Raw genomic sequence first — 20194 nt, forward strand, 5'->3', positions numbered from 1 at the left:
GAAATCTTAGGACTCCTTGAGCGCAGGGGCAGGTGCGGCGGTCTTCTTGCCCAGCGAGTACAGGCGCCGGACGCTCCACAGGAACAACACCACCAGCAGGACGTTGCGGATAGTCAGCACCAGCGCCATCCAGGGGTTGTTGTGGCTGAGGGCGTCGTAGAAGAGGGGGTAGATGAAGTACGTGGCCACGGCGATGGCGATCAGCATCAGCGCCGGTACGCGCCATTCGCGCCAGCTGTGCGCCAGGCCCACTGCGACGGCGGGGCCAAGCCACACCATGAACTGGGGGGAGCCGACCTTGTTGAACACCACAAAGGCGGTGGCCAGGGTCAGGGCGCCGGCCAGGAGCAGCTCGGTGCGGTCCACGCCGCCGGCCACCTTGTGCTGCTTGCCGTTGTGGAGGGCCCAGAAGGTCAGCCCGGCCACCAGGAGGGCGGCCAGGACCAGCAGCGGCTGCATCAGGACGGACATGGTGGCGGTGCCGGGCCCGTCCACCTGCATGGAGTTGATGTCGGTGTTCATGTACATGCGGGAGCCGCCCACGTTCAGGACGGAAAGCCAGAGCCAGGGGGTGGTGAAGGTCGCTTCGAGCTGCATCCCGCGGTCGCCCTGCTGGGTGAGGAAGTTCAGCAGTTTGGGGACGCTGCCCAGTGCCGCTGCCAGCGCGACGACGCCCGCCGTCGTCGCGATTCCTGCCAGCACCACCAGCAGCCGGTTCTTTACGACGGCGAAGAGGGCCAGCATGATGGCCGCAGGCCAGACCTTCACCCACGTGCCGATGGCCAGCAGCACGGAGGCGATGAAGGGGCGTCCCACGCCGTAGGCCAGGGCCACCAGGACCAGCGGGGCGGTCAGGCCGTCCACGCGGGCGAATCCCAGCCAGCCCATCAGGAAGGTGAACGCAAGCCACCACCAGCCGGCGGGGATGGCGCTGGCATTCCGGCCGCGTTCTGTCAGCTTCAGCAGCGCCCAGCCGTTGAGGAGGGTGGTCATGAGGACCCAGAGGAAGAAGAACGGCCCCGGACCGCCAAGACCGGCGATGGCCATCGGGATCAGCGCCAGGATGGGGTAGACCCAGGGACTGGGGCCGCCCCGCAGGTTGGCGTCGTTGAAGCCGGCCATGGCCCAGTCGCGGTAGATGAAGGTGTCGCTGAAGGCCTCCCCGCGCAGGGAGAGCGACGCGGCAAAGATAAGGAAGACGAGGTGCACCACGATGAAGCCGCCCAGCAGGCCGCGTCCGGTGTTCAGTGCGGCACGCACCTTGGCCGGGAGGATGACGTTGCGGATCCGGGTCAGATTGCCGAAGAAAGCGTCGGTGGAGATGGCGGAATCCTTGTCAGGTCGTTGCACAGTCAGCGGGCGCGCAAATGGCTTGGGTCATGCCGCGAAGGCGGGTCTTGGGGGCTTTGGAGGCCCTGAAAAACCGGCTTCCGCTCCCGTTCAACTCTAATTGACGGCACCTTCCCGCCAGTAATTGTCAGGACAAAAAGGTCTCCCCGTGCGCTGACCTGCGGTTTTTATCTAAAGTTGCTGGCCGTTAAATGCTCAGGCACCATGGTCCGAGGCACCAAGGTGCCTCACCGCCTAAGCAGCCAGGGGGAGCGCGTGGCGGCGTACTGCCCACCTAACCCCTGAAAGAAACAAGGCAAGACCCATGAATTTTCCGCTGACCCTTACCGTGTCCGACCGCCAGAGCATGGACAGCGAGCTTGAGGCCGCCGTCTCCGCCGCCAAGGCCCACGCCCTGATCAGCAAGCGCCACGGCATCCTGGTGACCCGCCACGGCGCGAACGAGTTCACGGTGGACCTCAGCGACGCTGTGCCCTTCGGCCTCACCCGCGAACACCAGGCCTGGTAGGCCCTGCTCCGGGCCTAACTGCCGGAGCCGTCGCCTTCCCCGGACACACGTCCGCTGCGCTGTTGCAGCCGGTCGATGTGCTTTGATGCCTCAGCCTTGCTGAGGTCCGCGGGAAGCTCCTCCCCTGCCTCCCGGGCCAGCGTGTCGAGGTAGCTGCGCTGTGCCGCCGTCATCGGTTCATCACCGGTCACCCAGTCTTCCGGGTCGCGGTTGAGCCCTGCGTCCGGCTCAGGGGTAGGGCTGCCGAGTGTTTCCTGGTCGCTGTCGCTCATCCCACGAGTCTAGGACGGACCTCCGACATTCCGCAGAGCTGTCCGGGCAGGCGCGGACGCGCCCACCCGGACAGCCCGGGCCTCACTTCATGGACTTCTCTGCGGGCGGCAGCCCGTCGTGGCTGCCCGCCCTGCGCCACAGGGGCTGCAGCGACTCAAGTTCCTCTGCGGTGGCATTCCGGAACGGCGGAACTGCGGGCGCCGGCGGCTCGGGGCGGCTGCCAGTGCGCCGCGTGGCGAGAAGGCTCGCCCCAATGGAAATACCCAGGATTGTCGTGATCACGGCGAGGGAAACCGGCGTCGGGATGTAGTAGACGTCAATCTTCAGCGCCATCTTTACGCCGACCCAGATCAGCACCAGCGCCAGGCCGGCTTTCAAGTACACGAAGCGGTGGATGAGGTCAGCCAGCAGGAAATACATCGCGCGCAGTCCGAGGATCGCGAACGCGTTGGCGGTGAAGACCAGGAAGACCTCGTCCGTGACGGCGAAGATGGCCGGAATCGAGTCGACGGCAAAGATGATGTCCGTGACCTCCACCAGCACCAGGACCGCCAGCAGGGGAGTGGCCAGCAGTGCGCCGTTCTTCCGGATGAGGAAACGCTGGCCGTGGAAAGCGTCCGTCATGGGAACGTGGCGCCGGAACAGCTGCAAGGCCCGTGATTTCGCCGGGTCGATGTGCTCGTCCCGCTGCCTGAGCATCCGGTACCCGGTGAACAGCAGGAACGCCGCGAACAGGTACAGGACCCAGCCGGCGCTGGCGATGATGGCCGCACCGGCCGCGATGAACAGGCCGCGGAACACCAGCGCCCCCAGCACGCCGAAGAAGAGGACCCTGTGCTGGTACTCGCGGGGGACGGCAAAGAACGTGAAGATGATGGCCCAGACAAAGACGTTGTCCACGGCGAGCGACTTCTCGATAAGGTATCCGGCGAAATACTGCTGCCCGAATTCAGCGCCATAGAGGATCCAGACAAGGCCGCCGAAAGCGACTCCGAACAGCACCCAGACTGCGGACCATGCTGCGGCCTCGCGGACGGTGATGACGTGTGCGCGCCGGTGGGCGACAAGGTCGACGGCGAGCATCAGGAGGATGAATCCGATGACTGCGAACCACATCCAAAGGGGAACGTTCAAGGGGCACCTGCTTCCAGTCAGTGACTACCAACTGGAGGTCTCTCCCGGCCATCGACTGGCCCGCCCACCGGAAGGCTCAGGGGCCTCCGTACTGACGATGGGCTGGAGTGGGGATACTCCCCTCCGTATCAATAGGGTACAGAATCTTCCGTGCCGTGGGGAGTGGGAAAGGGGCAAAAATTTGCGGGATAGCGCTTGCCGTTGACGTAACGCACATCACCTTCTATATTTAGTGAATCGATTCAAGAGCTGAGGCTCCAGGCCTCCCGGGCCACATGGGGCGCAGACACAGCCAGGAACACTTGCTGAATCCAGCGGTTCCGGTTCCTTGCCAATGAAGACGAAGGACACAAGCACATGAGCACCACCACAACCCGCGTCCCGGCCAGCCAGGAAGCCGGCACCGGTTCGCGGGATCCGAGGAAGGCTGCGATGAGCGGCTGGATCGGCAGCGCCCTCGAGTACTACGACTTCGCGCTGTATTCGCTGGCCGCGACGCTGATCTTTCCCGCAATCTTCTTCCCGTCCGAGAATCCGACAGTCGGAATCATCGCCTCCCTGGCCACCTACGCCGTCGGCTATGTCTCCCGGCCGGTCGGCGCCGTCGTCCTGGGTGCCTACGGCGACCGGCACGGGCGCAAGAAGGTGCTCGTGTTCGCCATGCTCCTCATGGGCTTTGCCACCTTCGCAGTCGGGCTCCTGCCCACCTACGGGCAGGTGGGCATTCTCGCCCCCGCACTCCTGGTGATCCTCCGCCTGATCCAGGGCTTCGCCGTTGCCGGCGAGCTCGGCGGGGCCAGCGCCATGATCGTCGAGCACTCTCCCGACGCCCGGCGCGGCTTCTTTGCGAGCTTCAGCCTGCAGGGCACCCAGGTGGGCTCGATCCTTGCCACTGCCGTCCTGCTGCCGCTCGCTGCCGTACTCCCGGCCGAGCAGTTCGGCGCCTGGGGCTGGCGCATCCCGTTCCTGCTCAGCGCGGCCGTGATCCTGGCCGGGTATTTCATCCGGCGCCGGGTGCAGGAACCGCCTGCCTACGTGGCGCAGTCCGGAACCGCCGATACCACCCGCCGCTTCCCGCTCGTGGACCTCCTGCGCACCCGCCCCGGAGTCCTGGTCCGGTGCATCCTCATGACCTTCACCAACGTGATCGGCATGGCCACCCTGATCTTCGGCGTCTCCTACGCCACCCAGAAGGGCTACGGCAACGGCTTCTCCAGCAGTGAGTTCCTCTGGGTGACCCTGGTGGCCAATATCGCGGCCGTCGTGACCATCCCCCTGTTTGGGGCACTGTCCGACAGGATCGGCCGGCGCACGCTCATGGCTGGCGGTGGCGTCGTAGGCGGCCTGCTGGTGGGCGGGTACCTGTGGGCCATCGAGCAGGGAAGCCTGCCGCTCGTCTTCGCCTGCGTCGTGGTGGTGCAGGGCATCTTCTTCCAGATGTGGAACGCCACCTTCGCCACCTTCTTCCAGGAGCAGTTCCCCATGCGGATCCGGGTGACCGGCTTCGCCGTGTCGCAGAACATCGGGCTGATGATCGCGTCGTTCTTCCCGAGTATCTTTACCGCGATCGCACCTCCGGGCTCCACCAACGTTCCAATGACCATCGGCCTGGCGACGCTCGGCATCTGCCTCGTCTCCGCGGTGGCCACCCTGACATCCCCGGACACCAGGGGCAAGTCGCTGGAGGACCTCGAGCTGCAGAAGGCGCGGACCGGCGCCCAGCGCGGACTCCAATAGAGACACAAAGGGAGGGTCAGCAGTTCAGACTTGAACCGCTGACCCTCCCTTTGCGTGCCGCTGCACCCGCGGAACCGGAAATACTTGTATAGATGTATACAAGTATGATGGCTGCCGGAGGTATAGCATGCCAGACGCACCCGCCCGGAACACCGGCGCCCACTTTGTCTACGCCGAACTGAAGCGGCAGATCCTCAACCTGGAACTGAAGCCGGGAGAGCGGATTTACGAGCCTGCCATGGCGGCGGCGCTGCAGGTCAGCCGCACGCCGCTGCGCGAGGCCATCCGGCGGCTCATCTCTGAGGGCCTCCTGGAACAGCAGCCCACGGGCGGGGTGCTGGTGCCTGGGCTGGATGAGGCGGCGATCTCAGAACTTTACGAGGTCCGCGCAGCGATGGAATCCCTCATGGCCCGCAACGCCTGCGTGAAGGCGACGCCGGACGACATCGAGGCCCTGCACGGCATTCTGGAGCGCAACGCAGCCACGGTGAAATTCGCTGACGATGCGATGCACCAAGGTATGGCGCTGCATGCAAAGATCGCCGCCATCGCCGGAAACTCCTGGGCGCGGCGCTTCCACGGCCAGATCTCCAGCCACATGGAGCGTTACCGGCACTTCACCAACAGCACTCAGGAACGCAGGGACCAGGCGCTGGCCCAGCACCGGGCCCTGGTCGAAGCGCTGGCCGGCGACGACCCGGACAAAGCCGCCAAGCTGGCTTTCGACCACGTCATGGGCGCCCGCGATGCCGCGGTCCGTGCCATGTCCGGCAACACCGCAGCCGGTGACACCGTGGCCAGCCCGTGATCGGTGAACTCGGGCGCCCCTCGGCCACTGCCCTCCTGGTCCATTCCACCCTGATCCAGGCCGTCACCTTCCTGGTCCGGCCCGCCGCCACCTACCGCGCCCTCGAGCTGGACGTCCCCGGATTCGCCCTCGGCCTGCTGGCGGCCAGCTATGCCGTCTTCCCCCTGTTGCTCGCCGTCCCCACGGGCGGCCTGGTGGACCGCTTGGGTGAGCGCAGGCTGATGGCGACCGGGTCCGCCGTCGTCCTTGCCTGCTCTGCCTTCCTGCTGCTCTGGGGCTCGTCGATCGCCGCCCTGGTCATCGGGACGGCGCTGCTGGGCGCCGGGCAGCTGGGGTGCGTGGTGGGGCAGCAGGCGGTGGTGGCCAACAATGCGGGTGCGGGCCGGATGGACTCCGCCTTCGGATACCTGACCTTCGCCGCCTCCCTGGGGCAGGCCCTCGGCCCGCTGGCGATTTCGATGGTGGGAGGGGCCTCTATCCGTCCCGATACGCAAGCGATCTTCCTGCTCTCCGTCGTCATGGGCCTGGTGCTCTTCGCCACCACCTTCCTTGTATCGGCCCAGGTCAGCGGCGGGAAACGAAACCCAGTTTCCGCCGGCAGCAACGGCAGCGCGGTGTCGCTGCTGAAGGCTCCCGGCGTCGCACGGGCACTCGCCACCAGCGCCACGGTCCTGGCCGTGGTCGACCTGACCATGGTCTACCTCCCCGCGCTCGGAGCCGACCGCGGGCTCACCGCGGCAACGGTCGGCGCCATGTTGACCGTCCGCGCCGTCTTCTCGATGGTTTCCCGGCTCCTGCTGGGCCGGGTTTCCCGCAGGACCGGCCGGATGAGGCTGCTGGTGGTGAGCCTTGCCCTGTCCATGGCGGCACTGGCCGCGGCAGCGATCCCCATGCCGGCGTGGCTGCTGTTCGTGGTCATGGCCGTACTCGGGCTGGGACTTGGCATCGGCCAGCCCCTGACCATGTCCTGGCTTTCCGCGCAGGCCCCCGCCGGGCAGCGCGGACGGGCACTTGCCCTCCGGCTCGCCGGGAACCGCGTGGGCCAGGTGGTCCTGCCCAGCGCCATCGGAGTCGTGGCGGCAGGGCTCGGTGCGGGCGGTGTATTCCTGGCCTCTGCGGCCGTGGTGGGCGGGACGCTCCTGCTGCTCCGCGGCGTGCAGCTGGACTGACGGCGCCGTTGGCGCAGTCCTGCCGGCGGGACGGGCTCAGTAGACGGAGCCCTCGAGGAGTTCGGAGAGCCGGCTCGCGGCACGGCGCAGTTCCGGAACGTTGGCTTTGATCTTTTCCTCGGTCGTCGCCTCCGCTGGGCAGTTCAAGGCCATTGATTCGTTGGCGCGGCCGGCTCTGTTCGTCAATGCCACCCCTACGGAGAGCACGCCAACCACGCGCTCATTCGCAGAATAGGCGTAGTCACATCCAGGCTCGGGCAGCCGTGACTTCAGTTCCTCAACCGTGAACCCCTGCTCCTCGTGGCCGGAGGCGATAGCGGCCGCTACCACCTGCTGGAGTTCGGCATCAGTGGCGCCCGCGATCAGGATCTTTCCGGCCGCGCCGCGAGTCAGGGGCAGGCGTTTACCCAGGGGCAGGTCATACTGCATGGGCGCTTTGCCTTGAACCCGCGCTACCAGGATCCGCTCAAACCCGAGGCGGGTGTGCAGGGAAACAGACATTCCGGTCTGGGTCGCGAGCTGCTGCAGGACCGGTCGTCCCGCAACCGCCAAGGGATCGTTTTCGAGGAAGCTCTTTGCCGCCGGCAGGACGGCCGGACCGATCCGGTACGACTTGTCCGTCTGGCTGACCATCCCGAAATCCTGCAGCACCCGCAGGATCCGCAGCGTGGTGGGCAGGCTCATGCCGCAATTCCGCGCCAGGTCGCTGAGCCGCTGCGGCCGTTCGGCCCTCTGCAGTTCCGCAAAGACCTCCATGGCCCTTGAGAGGGAGCGCATATTCGAGGACTTGGCGCCCTCTTCTGCCGGACCGGGCGTGGTGGAAGTCTTCGTCGCCATTCTTTCATTCTATGTAAGTTCCCCGCGCTTGACAGCTCCTGTGTCTCCTGTCACTATTTCTCAGTACGCAATATAGTTTCATTCTATGAAACGCGATGACGCACAGTGAAAAGGATCCCTATGACAACGGAGTCAGTCGCGACGAAACCCCCGAGTACCGTGCGGGTGGCCCCCACCGTTCTGGCAGGCATCGGCGCTTTTGCAGCCGTCGGCACGTATGTCCTGGTCAGTTCAGTCGGCCTTGGACTGTGGACTTCCCTCGGCCCGGGTCCCGGCCTGTTCCCCTTCGCCATGGGTGCCGTCCTCGTGGCCATGGCGCTCCTCTGGCTGCTCCAGGAACTCCGCAACCCCAGCGAAACCGCACCCGGAATCGACCGCGGACTGGTGGTCGGCGTCGTCGCCAGCCTCGTGGTCCTTGCAGCCGTCATGGACCTGCTCGGCTTCCAGCTGAGCATGTTCGCGTTCCTGCTGTATCACCTGAAAATTCGCGGGCGCAGGACCTGGGTGTCCGCGCTGATCATCGCGGTGGCCGGAAGCTTTGGAGCGTTCTATGCCTTCAATTACGGCCTGAACGTCGCGCTGCCGGTGTCCGCCCTGCCCTTCCTTAACGCGATCGGACTGTAGACGTGGATACCCTCAACGAACTCCTCAACGGCTTCGCGGCTGCCATGACCTGGCAGAACCTGCTGTTCGCCTTCCTCGGCTGCCTGCTGGGCACCATCATCGGCGTGCTGCCCGGCATCGGGCCGGTTGCAGGCGTTGCCCTGCTCATCCCGCTCACCCTCAACATGGACGCCACCGGGGCGATCATCATGCTGTGTGCGATCTTCTACGGCACCGCCTACGGGGGAACCATCACCAGCGTGCTGCTGAACACCCCCGGAGAAGCAGCCTCCGCGATCACCACCATTGACGGCTACGCCATGACCAAGATCGGCAAGGCCGGCGCCGCCTTGACGATTGCCGCCGTCGGATCCTTCGTTGGCGGCACCATAGCCACCCTGGGCCTGGTGGCCGCAGCCAAGCCCCTGGGTGAGCTCGGCCTGCTGGTGGGGCCGCCGGAGTTCTTTGCGCTGATGGTGGTGGGCATCTCGCTCCTCGTGGCGCTGGCAGGGAAATCGATGGTCAAGGCGGTCATCTCCGGTGCCCTGGGCCTGCTGATTTCCATGGTGGGCATCGACCCCGTGGCCGGCGCCCCGCGCTTCACCTTCGGCATGGACCGGCTCCTGGACGGCGTCAGCTTCGTGGCCGTGATCGTGGGCGTCTTCGGCCTCTCCGAACTTTTGTCCTACCGCAAGGGTGACCAGCCGGCAGCGGTGCACGCGCCCAACCTGCGCTCGCTGCTGCCCACCGGCAGGGAGTGGCTCCGCAGCGCCCCGGCGATGGCCCGCGGCACCGGCATCGGCTTCGGCCTGGGCCTCATCCCGGGCATGACCGGCTCCGTCTCTTCGCTCCTGTCCTACGGTGCGGAGAAGAAGTTCTCCCGCAACCGCCACGAACTGGGCAAGGGCGCCATCGAAGGCGTGGCCGGCCCCGAGACGGCCAACAACGCCCACGCCAACGCGGCCCTGATCCCGCTGTTCACCCTCGGCATCCCGGCCTCACCCACCATCGCCGTGCTGATGGGCGCCTTCCTGCAGCAGGGCCTTACCCCGGGACCCACCCTCTTCACCGAGAACTCCGAGATCGCCTGGGCCATCATCGCCAGCCTCTTCATCGGCAACCTGATCCTGCTCCTGCTCAACGTCCCGCTCGTGGGGCTCTGGACCTCCATCCTCCGCGTCCCGTCGTCGATCCTCAACGCCCTGATCCTGCTCTTTATGGTCATCGGCGCCTACACCATCAACTTCAGCGTCTTCGATGTCTTCGTGATGATCGGCTTCGGCCTCCTCGGCCTGGCCCTCCGGCACCTGGACATCCCGCTGGCACCCATGGTGCTCACGCTGGTCCTTGGCCCGCTGATGGAACGGTCCCTGCGCGAGTCCCTCGAGATTTCCCAGGGCGACTTCAGCATTTTCACCAGCCGTCCCATCTCCGCGGTCCTGATCGGCCTGGGCCTGCTGATCGTCTTCAGCCCGCTGCTGAAGCTCCGCAAGCCCAAGGCCCTGAACGAAGACCCCGAAACCTAAACCCCAACCCGCATCCCCACCTTCAAAGGAGAAGAACCATGAAAACCCGTATGCGCCTTGCTGCCGCCCTTGCCGCGGCATCCCTGATTGGCCTGACCGGCTGCGGTGCCAACCCCGGAGCCACCGGAGCAGCCGGCGCGGCCGGCAGCGACTTCCCAAAGAAGGGCAAGTCGATCGACCTCATCGTGGCCTTTGGTTCCGGCGGCGCCGTGGACACGGCGGCACGGCTCATCCAGCCGGTTCTCGAAAAGGAACTCGGCACCAACGTCGAGGTCATCAACAAGCCCGGCGCCGGCGGCCAAATCGGCTACACCCAGCTCACCAGTGCCAAGCCGGACGGCTACACGATCGGTGCCACCGGTTCGCCGTCGGTGGTGGTTTCACCGCTGGACCCGTCCCGCGGCGCCAAGTACACCCGCGAAAGCTTCCAGCCCCTGGGCCGGCAGGTCATCGACCCCACTGTCATCGCCGTCCAGCCGGACAGCCCGTACCAGACGCTGAAGGAGCTCCTCGACGCTGCCAAGGCCAACCCGAAGTCCATGACTGCCAGCACCACCGGACTCCAGACGGGTGAACACTTCGCCCTGGCCCAGATCCAGGAGGAGACCGGTTCGGAGTTCGCGCCGGTCCACTTCTCGGAGGGGGCCTCACAGGCCACTACCGCCTTCCTGGGCAAGCACGTGGAGGTCCTGGTGGCCAACGTCAGCGACGTGAACGACCTCAGCAAGCAGGGCAAGGCGCGGGTGCTGGGCGTCATGTCCGGGGAGCGCGCACCCTCCCTGCCGGATGTCCCCACCTTCAAGGAATCCGGCTACGACATGACGGCGGGAACGGCACGCGGCTACTCTGCCCCGGCCGGCCTGCCCGACGACGTGGCCAAGAAGCTCGAGGCCGCCATCCAGAAGGCCATCGAGGACCCCGCCGTGGTGAAGAAGATGCAGGACCTGGGCCTGCAGACCAGCTACCTGAACGGCGCCGACTACCAGGCGTTCTGGGCAGGCCAGGAAGGGGACTTCAAGAAGGTCCTTCCGCTGGTCCAGAAAAAAGACTGACCCCCCGCCCCACCTGAACGGAAAGATCCATCATGACGACTCCAGCCATTGACGCCACAGACGCGGACTTTGCGCGCCCCGAACGGGACATCATCGACCGGCTCGCCAAGCTGCCCGCAGCCAACATCGGCGACGCCATGGACCGACTCGGCGTTGCGGACTCAGCCATCCAGGCCGTCTGGCCGGGAGCGAAGCTCGCCGGGCCGGCGTTCACCGTGTGGACCCGGCCCGGCGACAACAAGGGCATCCACCAGGCCCTGCAGCAGGCCCGTCCCGGAGACGTCATTGTGGTGGCCGGTGGCGGCGATGAATCACGCGCCCTCCTCGGCGAACTGATCGGCGAGCGTGCCATCAACCTCGGCGTGGCCGGCTTCGCCCTGGACGGAGCAGCGCGCGACGCCGAGGCGCTGGGTGAGATTGGCATGCCGGTCTTCGCGAGGGCTACTTCGCCCGCCGGTCCCTACAAGGACGGCCCGTTCAGGCTGGGAACGGCAGTCGCCTTCGGCGGGGTTCCCGTCCTGCCGGGCGATGTCATTGTCGGTGATTCGGACGGCGTGGTGGTCATCCCCCGGGAGCAGGCCGCCGCCGTCGCCGAGGCTGCCGAAGCAGTCTTCGCTGACGAGGCAAACCGCCGCCAGGCCATCGTCGCCGCCCGCAATTGAACCTGAACAGTTCCAGAGAAAGAACAGAGCAAACCATGACAGCGTGCACCGTCATTGGCCTCGGCGAAGCCGGAGCCACCTACGCCGCGGCACTGACCGCGGCAGGCCACACGGTCACCGGCTTCGACCCGGTGGCCCCCACCACCCCGGACGGCGTCGCCCGGGCCGCAACCGCGGCGGAAGCCTGTGAAGGCGCGGACATCGTCCTCGTCATGACCGGTGCTGCCGCCGCCCGCGGCGTCGCGGAGGAGTGCTTGCCGGTCCTCGGCGCCGGCAGCGTCTACGCCGACTTCACCTCGTCGTCGCCCGGCGTCATGCAGGAGCTCGGGCAGCTTCCCAGCAAAGCCGGCTTCGCCGACGTCGCCATCCTTGGCCCGGTGTCGGCACTGGGGGAAAGGACACCGCTGATGGTCAGCGGCCCGGGAGCGCAGGCTGTGGCAGATTTGCTGCGCCCGCTGGGTGTCGACGTCGAAATCACCGAAGGCGGGCCGGGCGCGGCCATGGCCCACAAACTGCTCCGCAGTGTCCTGATGAAAGGCCTGGCAGCCGTGGTCGTCGAAGCCGTCAACGCCGGAAAAGCCGCAGGACTGGAAGAATGGATCCGCGGCCAGATCGCCAGCCAGCTCGCCGGCGACGGCCAGGCCGTCATCGACCGGTTCCTGACCGGCACCCCCAAGCACGCGCTCCGCCGGTCACGGGAGATGCAGGAGACTGCCGCCTACCTTTCCGAGCTCGGGGTGCACTCGGAAATGACCGCCGCGTCTGCCGCCGCACATGCGCGCATCGCCGAGCAGGACTCCGCGCCGGTGTTGCGCTGACCGCACGGTCGGACAGAATCAATGAAGAGGACTCTTTTGGCTAACCGCGCAAAGAACCGCACCGCAACGTCAGGAGCATGGACATGACCGGCGTCTGGGCCCTGGGGGCATACCTGGCCGCCATCCTGCTCTGGACCACTCTGATCAAGCGCAGCGTGGGGGAAGCCATGATCCTGGGATTCCTGGTGGTGCTCCCGTTCACGGGTGCCGCCGCCGCGCAGGTCGGCTGGTCGGCGCTCTATTCGGCGGCGACCGACGAAATTGTGTACGCCACCATGGCATTCGTGTTCATGGGCTACCTGCTGGACAAGGGCGGCGTCCTGGACCGGCTGATCGACCTGCTCAACTCGCTCATCGGCGGGGTCAAGGGGGGTCCGGCCTGGGTTTCCACCGTGGCCTCCGCGGGCCTCGGCGGCGTGGTGCACAACCAGGCCGCCATCGCGGCCACGGTGGGCTCGGTGACCATCCCGTGGATGGAAAAGTCCAAACTGGACAAGCCGGCCGCCGCCACCCTGGTGGCTGGCAACGCCGGGATGGGCATCACGTTCCCGTTCAGCGCCTCCATGTTCGTCCTGGTCGGCTCCGCTACTGTTGGACCCCTCCTGAACATCAACGACCTCGTCATCCCCCTGTTGTTCGGCGGCCTCTGGTGCTTCCTGCACCGCCTCATCGTCACCTGGCTGCTGATCCGCAAGAGCGGGATGGCCCCGCTCGACCCGGCCCACCGGTTGTCCTTGCGGGCCGCCCTTGGCCAAGGCTGGGCCACACTCCTGCTGTTCGTCGTCGTCGCCATCCCCCTGGTCATCACCTCCGGCTTCCTCACGCCGGTACTCTCGGACTGGACCGGCGGCGACGTCAGCAAGTCCGTCAGCGTGATCGTCTGGATTCCCGTGGTCCTGCTCATCACAGGCGCGCTGCTGGGCCGGAAGCAACTGCCGCGCACCGGCCGCGACTGGGGCGACCTGCTGCAGGGCTCGGCCCCGCGGTTCGGAATCGTCGGCGTCACGGTGCTCTTTGCCTTCGCCGGAGCCAACGCCCTCGCCGCCACGGGCCTCCCCAAGCAAATGACGGCCCTGCTGAACGGGATGAATCTTCCCCTCTGGCTGCTCGCCATCCTCATCGGGTTGATCGTCATCGCCGTTGCAGCCCCCCTTTCGGCCACGGCAACCATGGCTGCCGTTGGCACGGTCGGCGTGGCAGCCCTTGTCGCGGCCGGCGTTCCGGCCACCACCGCCGCTGTCGCCGTCCTGGTCTTTTCCTCCTGCGAAGCCGCGGTCCCACCCGGCGGTGCACCGCTGTATGTGGCCTGCGGCATCGCGGACGTCAATCCCATCAAGACCTTTGCCCGCCTGCTCACGCATTACGCCCTGCCCCTGCTGGTCATCGGCGTGCTGATCATTCTTGGCATCCTGCCAATCTAAGGAATCACCCATGAACACACTTCGGCGGGTTACCGAACACGTCTTCGTGATCACCCTCGCAGCACTTCTCCTCGGCGGCGTGCTGTTTGTTGCCGGACAGGCCGTCGGCCTCGTGGCCGGTCGGGGCGAGTGGCTCCAGTTCTTCAACGAAGTCATCAAACCGCCCGTCTGCATCGCGGCCTCCATCTGCGCTGTGGCCGGGTTCCTGCTCAGCTACAAGCGCCCACACAAACAGGCGACGCAGCACCAGGAAGCCACCACGCGATGACCGGGCACGCACCGTTTCCGAGCTTCGCCGGTCTACTGCAGCGGGACGGCGCCCTGGCGGGAACATCCTGGGGGCTGTTTCCGGAACCGGAACGCGGCATGCCGTCCTTCATCACGGCCGCTGCCATCCTGGAAGCCAGGAACAGCATCCGGACGGGGACCGTCTTCGGCCTCGACTACCCCGCGGACGCATTCGACCCCGGGATGTCCCTCAAACGCAGCGCCCCACGGCACACCATCTACTCCTCCCACCCGGCCCACCGCGATGACTACCTTGACGGGTACTACCTGCAGGGCTCCACGCAGATTGACGGACTTCGGCACCGGAGGGCGGACGACGTCGGGTTTTACAACGGCACAGCCGATGACCTGATCACTGAGGGCACGCCGCACCTGGGGATCCAGGAATGGGCGGAACACCCCATCACCGGCAGGGGCGTGCTGGTGGATCTCGAGGGGTACCGGAACAGCTCCGGGGAGCCGATCGACCACGCAGCCGGGGAACCCCTGACCCTGGACCTGGTCCAGGCCGCCATGGAATCCGAGTCCCTCACTGCCCTCCCCGGAGACATCCTCATGCTCCACACCGGGTGGTGCGAGTGGTTCCTTGCCCTTGATCCCGCGGAGAAGCGACGCATCCGCGAGAGCCGCAAGGCATCGGGCGTGGCCCAGTCGCGGGATTTTGTCGCGTGGGCATGGGACAACCGGTTTGCGGTGGTCGCGGCCGACAACTTCGCCTTCGAATGCCTCCCGGCCGTTCCCGAAAGCCCCTACCGGAGTTCGGCTCCCAACGACCACGGGATGATGCACCAGCAACTCCTGGCGAAACTCGGCCTGCCCCTTGGGGAATTATGGAAACTCGGGCCCCTTGCGCGGCACATGCGGACAACCGGCAGCTGGGATTCTTTCGTCACCATCAAGCCGCTGAACATCACCGGAGGCACCGGCTCCCCGGCCAACGCCACCGCCGTCGTATGAAGGATCACAGGATGACCAAGGTAATTGTCGTAGGAGTGGACGGGACCGAGAGCGCCCAGCGTGCTGCGGAAACAGCTGCGGACCTGGCCTCGGCCCTGGGAACCACACTGCATGTGGTGACTGCCTTCCCAGGGGAGCGCGCCGAAGTCCTCGGCCTGGGCAATGACGACAGGGCGTTTTCGGAAGAACGGTACGCGGAAAAGGTGGCACGGGAATCGGCAGATGGCATCAGGTCGGGCCAGCTTCAGGTGGAGCACTTCGCAGTCCGCGGCGCGGCAGCCAAAGCCTTGATCCAGCACGCGGAGGAACACAACGCCCATATGATCGTCGTGGGCAGCCGGCGTATGAGCGGGATCGGCCGGGTCCTGGGCAGTGTTGCGAACAGCGTGGCGCACAGTGCACCGTGCGAAGTTTATATAGCCAAGACTGATTAGCGGCGGCCGAGCTACGGCAGCCTCGACGGCCGCAGCAGGCTCGGCTCTCCCGCCCGGGCGGGATCCAGCGGCACCGGGCTGACCAGCACGGCCGGCCCCCGGTGCAGGAAGCCGCTGGAGAGGGCCCGGCAGCGGATGCCGCCCCGCCCCCGCATGGCCGGGTGCGCCCCGGGGGCCAGCATTTCGTTCATCCACGCGCACGGCTGGGCGTGCCGGCCGCCATGGAAGCTCACAATGGACCCGCCCGATTCCAATGCGAAATCCTGCCCCAGCAGCGGGGCCAGCTGCGCGCCGCGGAGCACCACGTTCCGGCGGGTCAGCAGGGGGTCGAAGGGCGTGGCGCCGAGCTCGGCCGCGATGGCTTCAAGGGATTCGACGGCGAAGAGGGTCACCGCGGCGTCCATGTGCGCGGCCTTGCCGAAGAACCGGTCGCCCACGATGCCCTTGCCGGCGACCACCTCCGCCTGCCCGGCGTCGGTGGTGGGCACGTCGGCGGCGCCGTCCCGGGCCCGGCCGAAGTAGGCGTGCGCGGGGGACACCAGCAGGTGCAGGATCTCGACGTCGTACCGGTAGTTTTCGGGCATACCCCTACAGTAGGCGCGGGTTCAGGCACCCACATACGCCGCCAGGTGCTGCCCGGTGAGCGTGGCGCGCCCTGCCACCAGGTCAGCCGGCGTGCCCTCGAAAACGATGCTGCCGCCGTCGTGCCCTGCTCCCGGGCCGATGTCGATGATCCAGTCGCCATGCGCCATGACCGCCTGGTGGTGCTCGATGACGATGACGGACTTCCCGGAGTCAACCAGCCGGTCCAGCAGGCCCAGCAGTTGCTCGACGTCCGCCAGGTGCAGGCCGACGGTGGGTTCGTCCAGGATGTAGATGTCCCCGGCTTCGGCCATCTGCGTGGCCAGCTTGAGCCGCTGGCGCTCGCCGCCGGACAGGGTGGTCAGCGGCTGGCCCAGGGAGATGTAGCCCAGGCCCACGTCCGCGAGGCGTTCGAGGATCCTGTGCGCAGCCGGCGTTTTGGCCTCGCCCTGGGCAAAATAGGTGAGCGCCGCCTCCACCGGCAGGTCCAGCACGTCGGCGATATTCTTCCCGTCCAGGGTGTACTCGAGGACGGCGGCCTGGAAGCGGCGCCCCTCGCAGTCCTCGCAGGTGGACTCGACCGTGGCCATCACCCCGAGCTCGGTGAAGATGACGCCGGCGCCGTTGCAGGTGGGGCAGGCGCCCTCGGAGTTGGAGCTGAAGAGCGCAGGCTTCACGCCGTTGGCCTTGGCGAAGGCCTTGCGGATGGGCTCCAGCAGCCCGGTGTAGGTGGCGGGGTTGCTGCGCCGCGACCCCTTGATGGCGCCCTGGTCGATCACGATCACGCCCTCCCGCCTGGCCAGCGATCCGTGGATCAGCGAGCTCTTCCCGGACCCGGCCACGCCCGTCACCACGCACAGCACGCCCAACGGCACGTCGACGTCGACGTCGCGCAGGTTGTTCGTGGATGCCCCGCGGACCTCGAGCGCCCCGGTGGCCGCCCGCACAGACTCCTTGAGCCGGGCCCGGTCGTCCAGGTGCCGCCCGGTGATGGTGCCGCTGGAACGCAGGCCGTCGACGTCGCCCTCAAAGACAATCTCGCCGCCGCCGGTTCCGGCACCGGGGCCGAGGTCGACGACGTGGTCGGCAATGGCAATCATCTCCGGTTTGTGCTCCACCACCAGGACGGTGTTGCCTTTGTCCCGCAGCTGCAGCAGGAGGGTGTTCATCCGCTCGATGTCATGCGGGTGCAGGCCGATGCTGGGCTCGTCGAAAACGTAGGTGACGTCGGTAAGGGAGGAACCCAGGTGGCGGATCATCTTGGTGCGCTGCGCTTCCCCGCCGGAGAGGGTGCCGGCCGGGCGGTCCAGCGAGAGGTAGCCGAGGCCGATCTCGGCGAAGGAATCCAGCAGGTCCCGCAGCCCGGCCAGGAGCGGCCGGACGGAGGGCTCGTCGAGGTCCCGGATCCAGTGCGCCAGGTCCGAAATCTGCATGGTGCACAGGTCCGCGATGTTCTTGCCGTTGATCCGCGAGTTGAGCACCTCCGGCGTCAGCCGGGTTCCGCCGCAGTCCGGGCACACCGCGAAGGTGACGGCGCGCTCCACGAAGCGTTTCACGTGCGGCTGCATCGCCTCCACGTCCTTGGACAGCATGGACTTCTGGATCTTCGGGATGATGCCCTCGAAGGTGAGGTTGACGCCCTCCACCTTGATCTTGGTGGGTTCGGCGTACAGCATCGTGTCCAGCTGCTTCGCGGTGAATTTGGCGATCGGTTTGTCCATCGGCAGGCCCATGCCTTCGAACAGGCGCCCGTACCAGCCGTCCATCGAGTAGCCGGGGACGGTGAGCGCGCCTTCATTCAGGGACTTGGACTCGTCGTACAGCGCCCTGCGGTCGATGTCGCTGACGTTCCCCATCCCCTCGCATCGCGGGCACATGCCGCCCAGGTAGGTCACCTGGCGGACCACGTTCTTCTCCACCCGGCCGCCCTTTTCCGTGCTCATGATGCCGCTGGCCTTGCGGGTGGGGACGTTGAAGGAGAAGGCGGTGGGCGGGCCGACGTACGGTTGGCCCAGGCGGCTGAACAGGATCCGCAGCATGGCATTGGCGTCGGTGGCGGTGCCCACGGTGGAGCGCGGATTGGCGCCCATCCGCTCTTGGTCCACGATGATGGCCGTGGTCAGTCCCTCCAGCCGGTCCACGTCCGGGCGGGCCAGGCTGGGCATGAACCCCTGCACGAACGCGCTGTAGGTCTCGTTGATCAGGCGTTGCGATTCGGCGGCGATGGTGGCGAACACCAGGGAGCTCTTGCCGGAGCCGGACACACCCGTGAAGGCGGTGAGGCGGCGCTTCGGCAGCTCGAGGCTGATGTCCTTGAGGTTGTTCTCCCGTGCGCCCTGGACCCGGATCAGGTCATGGGTGTCGGCGATGTGCACCTGCTTGGTCTCCAGGTCTGCGTCCGTGCTCAAGGTGTCCCCCTTCTCGTGGGCGGCACCGGAGGCAGGCTGCGCGCGCAGCCTCCCTCCGGCGTCGTCCGTTATATACGTTGCTGTTTATATGCCTAAGGCTGCTGGTTGATGCGGACCGTGTTGCCGGCCGGGTCGCGGAAGGCGCAGTCGCGGATGCCGTAGGGCTGGTCGATGGGTTCCTGCACGACGTCGGCCCCGGTCGCCTCCACCTTCGCGAAGGCAGCGTCAACGTCGGGGGAGGAGAGGACGATGGTGGCATAGGTGCCCTTGGCCATCATTTCGGTGATGGTGCGCCGCTCGTCATCCGTGATTCCGGGGTCCACGGCCGGCGGGTGCAGGACGATGGAAACGTCCTTCTGGCCGGCGGGGCCCACGGTGATCCAGCGCATGGTGCCGCGCCCCACGTCGTTGCGGACTTCGAAGCCCAGGGCGTCGCGATAGAAGGCCAACGAGGCGTCTGGATCGGTGGCGGGAAGGAAGGTTGAGGAAATGTTGATGTCCATGCCAGTCATGCTAGTAACGGCTCATGGGCGGGCGCTTCTCGATTCCTGACCGGTCTGGTGACCTGCTTCGCCACGCACGCCGGGATTCCCGCGGTCGACTCCGCTGCCTCCTGTTTGTAGACGCTCGGCGGCATGCCCACCAGCTCGCTGAACCGCGTACTGAAGGTTCCCAGCGAGGAACAGCCGACGGCGAAGCACACCTCCGTGACGTTGAGGTCGCCTTTGCGGAGGAGTGCCATGGCGCGTTCGATGCGGCGCGTCATGAGGTAGCTGTAGGGCGATTCGCCGTAGGCGAGTTTGAACCGGCGGCTGAAGTGGCCGGCGGACATGTGGACCTCCCTGGCCAGCGATTCGACGTCCAGCGGTTGCGCGTACTCCCGGTCCATCCGGTCCTTCACGCGGCGGAGCTCTCTGAGTTCGCGGAGGTAGGCGTCCGGAGTTGTCGTGGAAGTCACATCTCAGATCGTGCTACGCGGCGAAGGTGATGTCCAGAGCACGATAGGATTGGCCTGCCGGACAGCAGTCCTCGCCCGAACAGGGCTCGAGTAAACGCAGCATCCGGCAAACCAAACCCTTAAATCACCTGCAAAATCCCTGCCCAATTGCTGTGCGCAGGTCACCCTTGAAAGGACGCCATGGAACTGCTGTGGGAAATCGCCGGCTGGGCAGGCGCGGTTGCGATCCTCAGTGCGTATCTGGCTGTTTCCATGGGCTGGCTGAAGGCAGGGAAGGGCTTCCAAACGGCAAACCTGTTCGGCTCCGTGGCCTTCATCATCAACGGAACCCTGCACGGAGCCTGGCCGTCCGTGGCCACCAATGTCGCCTGGTTCCTCATCTCGGCTGTGGCACTGGTCCGCATGCGATCCGAAAACACCTCGCCGGCTCCGGTCGAGGCTGGCCAGGTCCAGTACCCCGGCATTCCGGACAGCACCGGCCAGTTGGCCGTCGTCGAGGCCCTCACCGGTTCCCTGCCCGTCGTGTCCCCGGCGGCCGTGGCGGGCCCGGTCACCGTCGTCACTGACGGGCCCCGCTTGGCGTTGTAGGCGGACGGCAACGCGTGCGACGGCGGTCCGGCGGCTTGGGTGCATCCGGCTGGTTTTCCCCGGCCGGTTTCCTCTGGGTGT

Annotated in this window: 22 protein-coding genes; 14 read left to right on the top strand and 8 right to left on the bottom strand. The window is 66.6% G+C overall.

Annotation, left to right across the window (positions count from 1 at the left end; translation table 11 throughout):
- Positions 1 to 6: 6 nt before the first annotated feature.
- On the bottom strand, positions 7 to 1350 hold the full coding sequence (locus tag K4G53_RS05555) for a glycosyltransferase family 87 protein (protein ID WP_308287828.1): 1344 nt from the start codon (positions 1348 to 1350) through the stop codon (positions 7 to 9).
- Between the two features lie 304 nt (positions 1351 to 1654).
- Between K4G53_RS05555 and K4G53_RS05560 the strand changes: the two genes are divergently transcribed.
- Complete coding sequence (locus tag K4G53_RS05560) at positions 1655 to 1858, top strand: hypothetical protein (protein ID WP_221384492.1); 204 nt, start codon at positions 1655 to 1657, stop codon at positions 1856 to 1858.
- A 14-nt stretch (positions 1859 to 1872) separates the two neighbouring features.
- On the opposite strand, the gene K4G53_RS05565 is transcribed toward K4G53_RS05560, so the two are convergent.
- Positions 1873 to 2130: a DUF3072 domain-containing protein gene (locus tag K4G53_RS05565; protein WP_221384493.1), complete on the bottom strand. Its 258-nt coding sequence runs from the start codon at positions 2128 to 2130 to the stop codon at positions 1873 to 1875.
- 82 nt (positions 2131 to 2212) lie between these two features.
- Positions 2213 to 3265: a TerC family protein gene (locus K4G53_RS05570; RefSeq protein WP_221384494.1), complete on the bottom strand. Its 1053-nt coding sequence runs from the start codon at positions 3263 to 3265 to the stop codon at positions 2213 to 2215.
- A 357-nt stretch (positions 3266 to 3622) separates the two neighbouring features.
- Here K4G53_RS05570 and K4G53_RS05575 point away from each other — a divergent pair, with 357 nt between their 5' ends.
- From K4G53_RS05575 to K4G53_RS05585, 3 genes are all read left to right on the top strand, one after another.
- The gene (locus K4G53_RS05575) at positions 3623 to 5002 is read left to right on the top strand and encodes an MFS transporter (protein ID WP_221384495.1); all 1380 of its coding nucleotides are present in this window, start codon (positions 3623 to 3625) and stop codon (positions 5000 to 5002) included.
- 127 nt (positions 5003 to 5129) lie between these two features.
- The gene (locus K4G53_RS05580) at positions 5130 to 5810 is read left to right on the top strand and encodes a GntR family transcriptional regulator (protein ID WP_221384496.1); all 681 of its coding nucleotides are present in this window, start codon (positions 5130 to 5132) and stop codon (positions 5808 to 5810) included.
- Complete coding sequence (locus K4G53_RS05585) at positions 5807 to 6979, top strand: MFS transporter (RefSeq protein ID WP_221384497.1); 1173 nt, start codon at positions 5807 to 5809, stop codon at positions 6977 to 6979. The genes K4G53_RS05580 and K4G53_RS05585 overlap by 4 nt, the downstream gene beginning before the upstream one ends.
- A 36-nt stretch (positions 6980 to 7015) precedes the next feature.
- Here K4G53_RS05585 and K4G53_RS05590 read toward each other — a convergent pair whose 3' ends face one another.
- Positions 7016 to 7816, bottom strand: a complete 801-nt coding sequence (locus K4G53_RS05590) for an IclR family transcriptional regulator (RefSeq protein ID WP_221384498.1) — start codon at positions 7814 to 7816, stop codon at positions 7016 to 7018.
- A 120-nt stretch (positions 7817 to 7936) separates the two neighbouring features.
- Here K4G53_RS05590 and K4G53_RS05595 point away from each other — a divergent pair, with 120 nt between their 5' ends.
- The 9 genes from K4G53_RS05595 (at position 7937) to K4G53_RS05635 (ending at position 15577) form a co-directional block, all read left to right on the top strand.
- A complete protein-coding gene (locus K4G53_RS05595; RefSeq protein WP_221384499.1) occupies positions 7937 to 8440 on the top strand; it encodes a tripartite tricarboxylate transporter TctB family protein in 504 nt (167 codons plus the stop codon).
- 2 nt (positions 8441 to 8442) lie between these two features.
- Entirely contained in the window at positions 8443 to 9945 is a 1503-nt protein-coding gene (locus K4G53_RS05600; RefSeq protein ID WP_221384500.1) for a tripartite tricarboxylate transporter permease, read from the top strand.
- A gap of 38 nt (positions 9946 to 9983) precedes the next feature.
- Complete coding sequence (locus K4G53_RS05605; RefSeq protein ID WP_221384501.1) at positions 9984 to 10997, top strand: tripartite tricarboxylate transporter substrate binding protein; 1014 nt, start codon at positions 9984 to 9986, stop codon at positions 10995 to 10997.
- 32 nt (positions 10998 to 11029) lie between these two features.
- Positions 11030 to 11659, top strand: coding sequence for an RraA family protein (locus K4G53_RS05610; protein ID WP_221384502.1), 630 nt, complete (start codon positions 11030 to 11032; stop codon positions 11657 to 11659).
- A 35-nt stretch (positions 11660 to 11694) separates the two neighbouring features.
- Positions 11695 to 12477 (top strand): NAD(P)-dependent oxidoreductase, encoded by a 783-nt coding sequence (locus K4G53_RS05615; protein ID WP_221384503.1) that lies wholly within the window; start codon positions 11695 to 11697, stop codon positions 12475 to 12477.
- A gap of 83 nt (positions 12478 to 12560) precedes the next feature.
- Positions 12561 to 13898: a TRAP transporter large permease subunit gene (locus tag K4G53_RS05620; protein ID WP_221384504.1), complete on the top strand. Its 1338-nt coding sequence runs from the start codon at positions 12561 to 12563 to the stop codon at positions 13896 to 13898.
- A gap of 10 nt (positions 13899 to 13908) precedes the next feature.
- Complete coding sequence (locus K4G53_RS05625; RefSeq protein ID WP_221384505.1) at positions 13909 to 14166, top strand: hypothetical protein; 258 nt, start codon at positions 13909 to 13911, stop codon at positions 14164 to 14166.
- Positions 14163 to 15143 carry a cyclase family protein gene (locus K4G53_RS05630; protein ID WP_221384506.1) on the top strand — a complete coding sequence of 327 codons (981 nt, stop codon included), beginning with the start codon at positions 14163 to 14165 and terminating at the stop codon, positions 15141 to 15143. The genes K4G53_RS05625 and K4G53_RS05630 overlap by 4 nt, the downstream gene beginning before the upstream one ends.
- Before the next feature lie 11 nt (positions 15144 to 15154).
- Positions 15155 to 15577: a universal stress protein gene (locus tag K4G53_RS05635; protein WP_221384507.1), complete on the top strand. Its 423-nt coding sequence runs from the start codon at positions 15155 to 15157 to the stop codon at positions 15575 to 15577.
- 11 nt (positions 15578 to 15588) lie between these two features.
- Here the strand turns inward: K4G53_RS05635 and K4G53_RS05640 are convergent, their stop codons facing one another.
- The 4 genes from K4G53_RS05640 to K4G53_RS05655 all read right to left on the bottom strand — a co-directional run bounded on the left by K4G53_RS05640 (position 15589) and on the right by K4G53_RS05655 (position 19456).
- Complete coding sequence (locus K4G53_RS05640) at positions 15589 to 16161, bottom strand: MOSC domain-containing protein (protein ID WP_221384508.1); 573 nt, start codon at positions 16159 to 16161, stop codon at positions 15589 to 15591.
- Positions 16162 to 16182: 21 nt separating this feature from the next.
- On the bottom strand, positions 16183 to 18567 hold the full coding sequence (locus tag K4G53_RS05645; RefSeq protein ID WP_221384509.1) for an excinuclease ABC subunit UvrA: 2385 nt from the start codon (positions 18565 to 18567) through the stop codon (positions 16183 to 16185).
- A 92-nt stretch (positions 18568 to 18659) separates the two neighbouring features.
- Entirely contained in the window at positions 18660 to 19079 is a 420-nt protein-coding gene (locus tag K4G53_RS05650) for a VOC family protein (RefSeq protein ID WP_221384510.1), read from the bottom strand.
- Positions 19076 to 19456 carry a helix-turn-helix transcriptional regulator gene (locus K4G53_RS05655; RefSeq protein WP_221384769.1) on the bottom strand — a complete coding sequence of 127 codons (381 nt, stop codon included), beginning with the start codon at positions 19454 to 19456 and terminating at the stop codon, positions 19076 to 19078. The genes K4G53_RS05650 and K4G53_RS05655 overlap by 4 nt, the downstream gene beginning before the upstream one ends.
- Positions 19457 to 19705: 249 nt before the next feature.
- Between K4G53_RS05655 and K4G53_RS05660 the strand changes: the two genes are divergently transcribed.
- Positions 19706 to 20113, top strand: a complete 408-nt coding sequence (locus K4G53_RS05660; protein ID WP_221384511.1) for a hypothetical protein — start codon at positions 19706 to 19708, stop codon at positions 20111 to 20113.
- Positions 20114 to 20194 lie beyond the last annotated feature (81 nt).

Source organism: Arthrobacter sp. MAHUQ-56 (genome assembly GCF_019710585.1).
GTDB lineage: Bacteria > Actinomycetota > Actinomycetes > Actinomycetales > Micrococcaceae > Arthrobacter.

Bases quoted from the DNA above. Each gene is read 5' to 3' on its own strand.
- K4G53_RS05560 (WP_221384492.1), top strand. From the start codon at position 1,655: ATGAATTTTCCGCTGACCCTTACCGTGTCCGACCGCCAGAGCATGGAC.
- K4G53_RS05565 (WP_221384493.1), bottom strand. From the start codon at position 2,130: ATGAGCGACAGCGACCAGGAAACACTCGGCAGCCCTACCCCTGAGCCG.
- K4G53_RS05575 (WP_221384495.1), top strand. From the start codon at position 3,623: ATGAGCACCACCACAACCCGCGTCCCGGCCAGCCAGGAAGCCGGCACC.
- K4G53_RS05580 (WP_221384496.1), top strand. From the start codon at position 5,130: ATGCCAGACGCACCCGCCCGGAACACCGGCGCCCACTTTGTCTACGCC.
- K4G53_RS05590 (WP_221384498.1), bottom strand. From the start codon at position 7,816: ATGGCGACGAAGACTTCCACCACGCCCGGTCCGGCAGAAGAGGGCGCC.
- K4G53_RS05595 (WP_221384499.1), top strand. From the start codon at position 7,937: ATGACAACGGAGTCAGTCGCGACGAAACCCCCGAGTACCGTGCGGGTG.
- K4G53_RS05605 (WP_221384501.1), top strand. From the start codon at position 9,984: ATGAAAACCCGTATGCGCCTTGCTGCCGCCCTTGCCGCGGCATCCCTG.
- K4G53_RS05610 (WP_221384502.1), top strand. From the start codon at position 11,030: ATGACGACTCCAGCCATTGACGCCACAGACGCGGACTTTGCGCGCCCC.
- K4G53_RS05615 (WP_221384503.1), top strand. From the start codon at position 11,695: ATGACAGCGTGCACCGTCATTGGCCTCGGCGAAGCCGGAGCCACCTAC.
- K4G53_RS05620 (WP_221384504.1), top strand. From the start codon at position 12,561: ATGACCGGCGTCTGGGCCCTGGGGGCATACCTGGCCGCCATCCTGCTC.
- K4G53_RS05625 (WP_221384505.1), top strand. From the start codon at position 13,909: ATGAACACACTTCGGCGGGTTACCGAACACGTCTTCGTGATCACCCTC.
- K4G53_RS05630 (WP_221384506.1), top strand. From the start codon at position 14,163: ATGACCGGGCACGCACCGTTTCCGAGCTTCGCCGGTCTACTGCAGCGG.
- K4G53_RS05635 (WP_221384507.1), top strand. From the start codon at position 15,155: ATGACCAAGGTAATTGTCGTAGGAGTGGACGGGACCGAGAGCGCCCAG.
- K4G53_RS05640 (WP_221384508.1), bottom strand. From the start codon at position 16,161: ATGCCCGAAAACTACCGGTACGACGTCGAGATCCTGCACCTGCTGGTG.
- K4G53_RS05650 (WP_221384510.1), bottom strand. From the start codon at position 19,079: ATGACTGGCATGGACATCAACATTTCCTCAACCTTCCTTCCCGCCACC.
- K4G53_RS05655 (WP_221384769.1), bottom strand. From the start codon at position 19,456: ATGGACCGGGAGTACGCGCAACCGCTGGACGTCGAATCGCTGGCCAGG.
- K4G53_RS05660 (WP_221384511.1), top strand. From the start codon at position 19,706: ATGGAACTGCTGTGGGAAATCGCCGGCTGGGCAGGCGCGGTTGCGATC.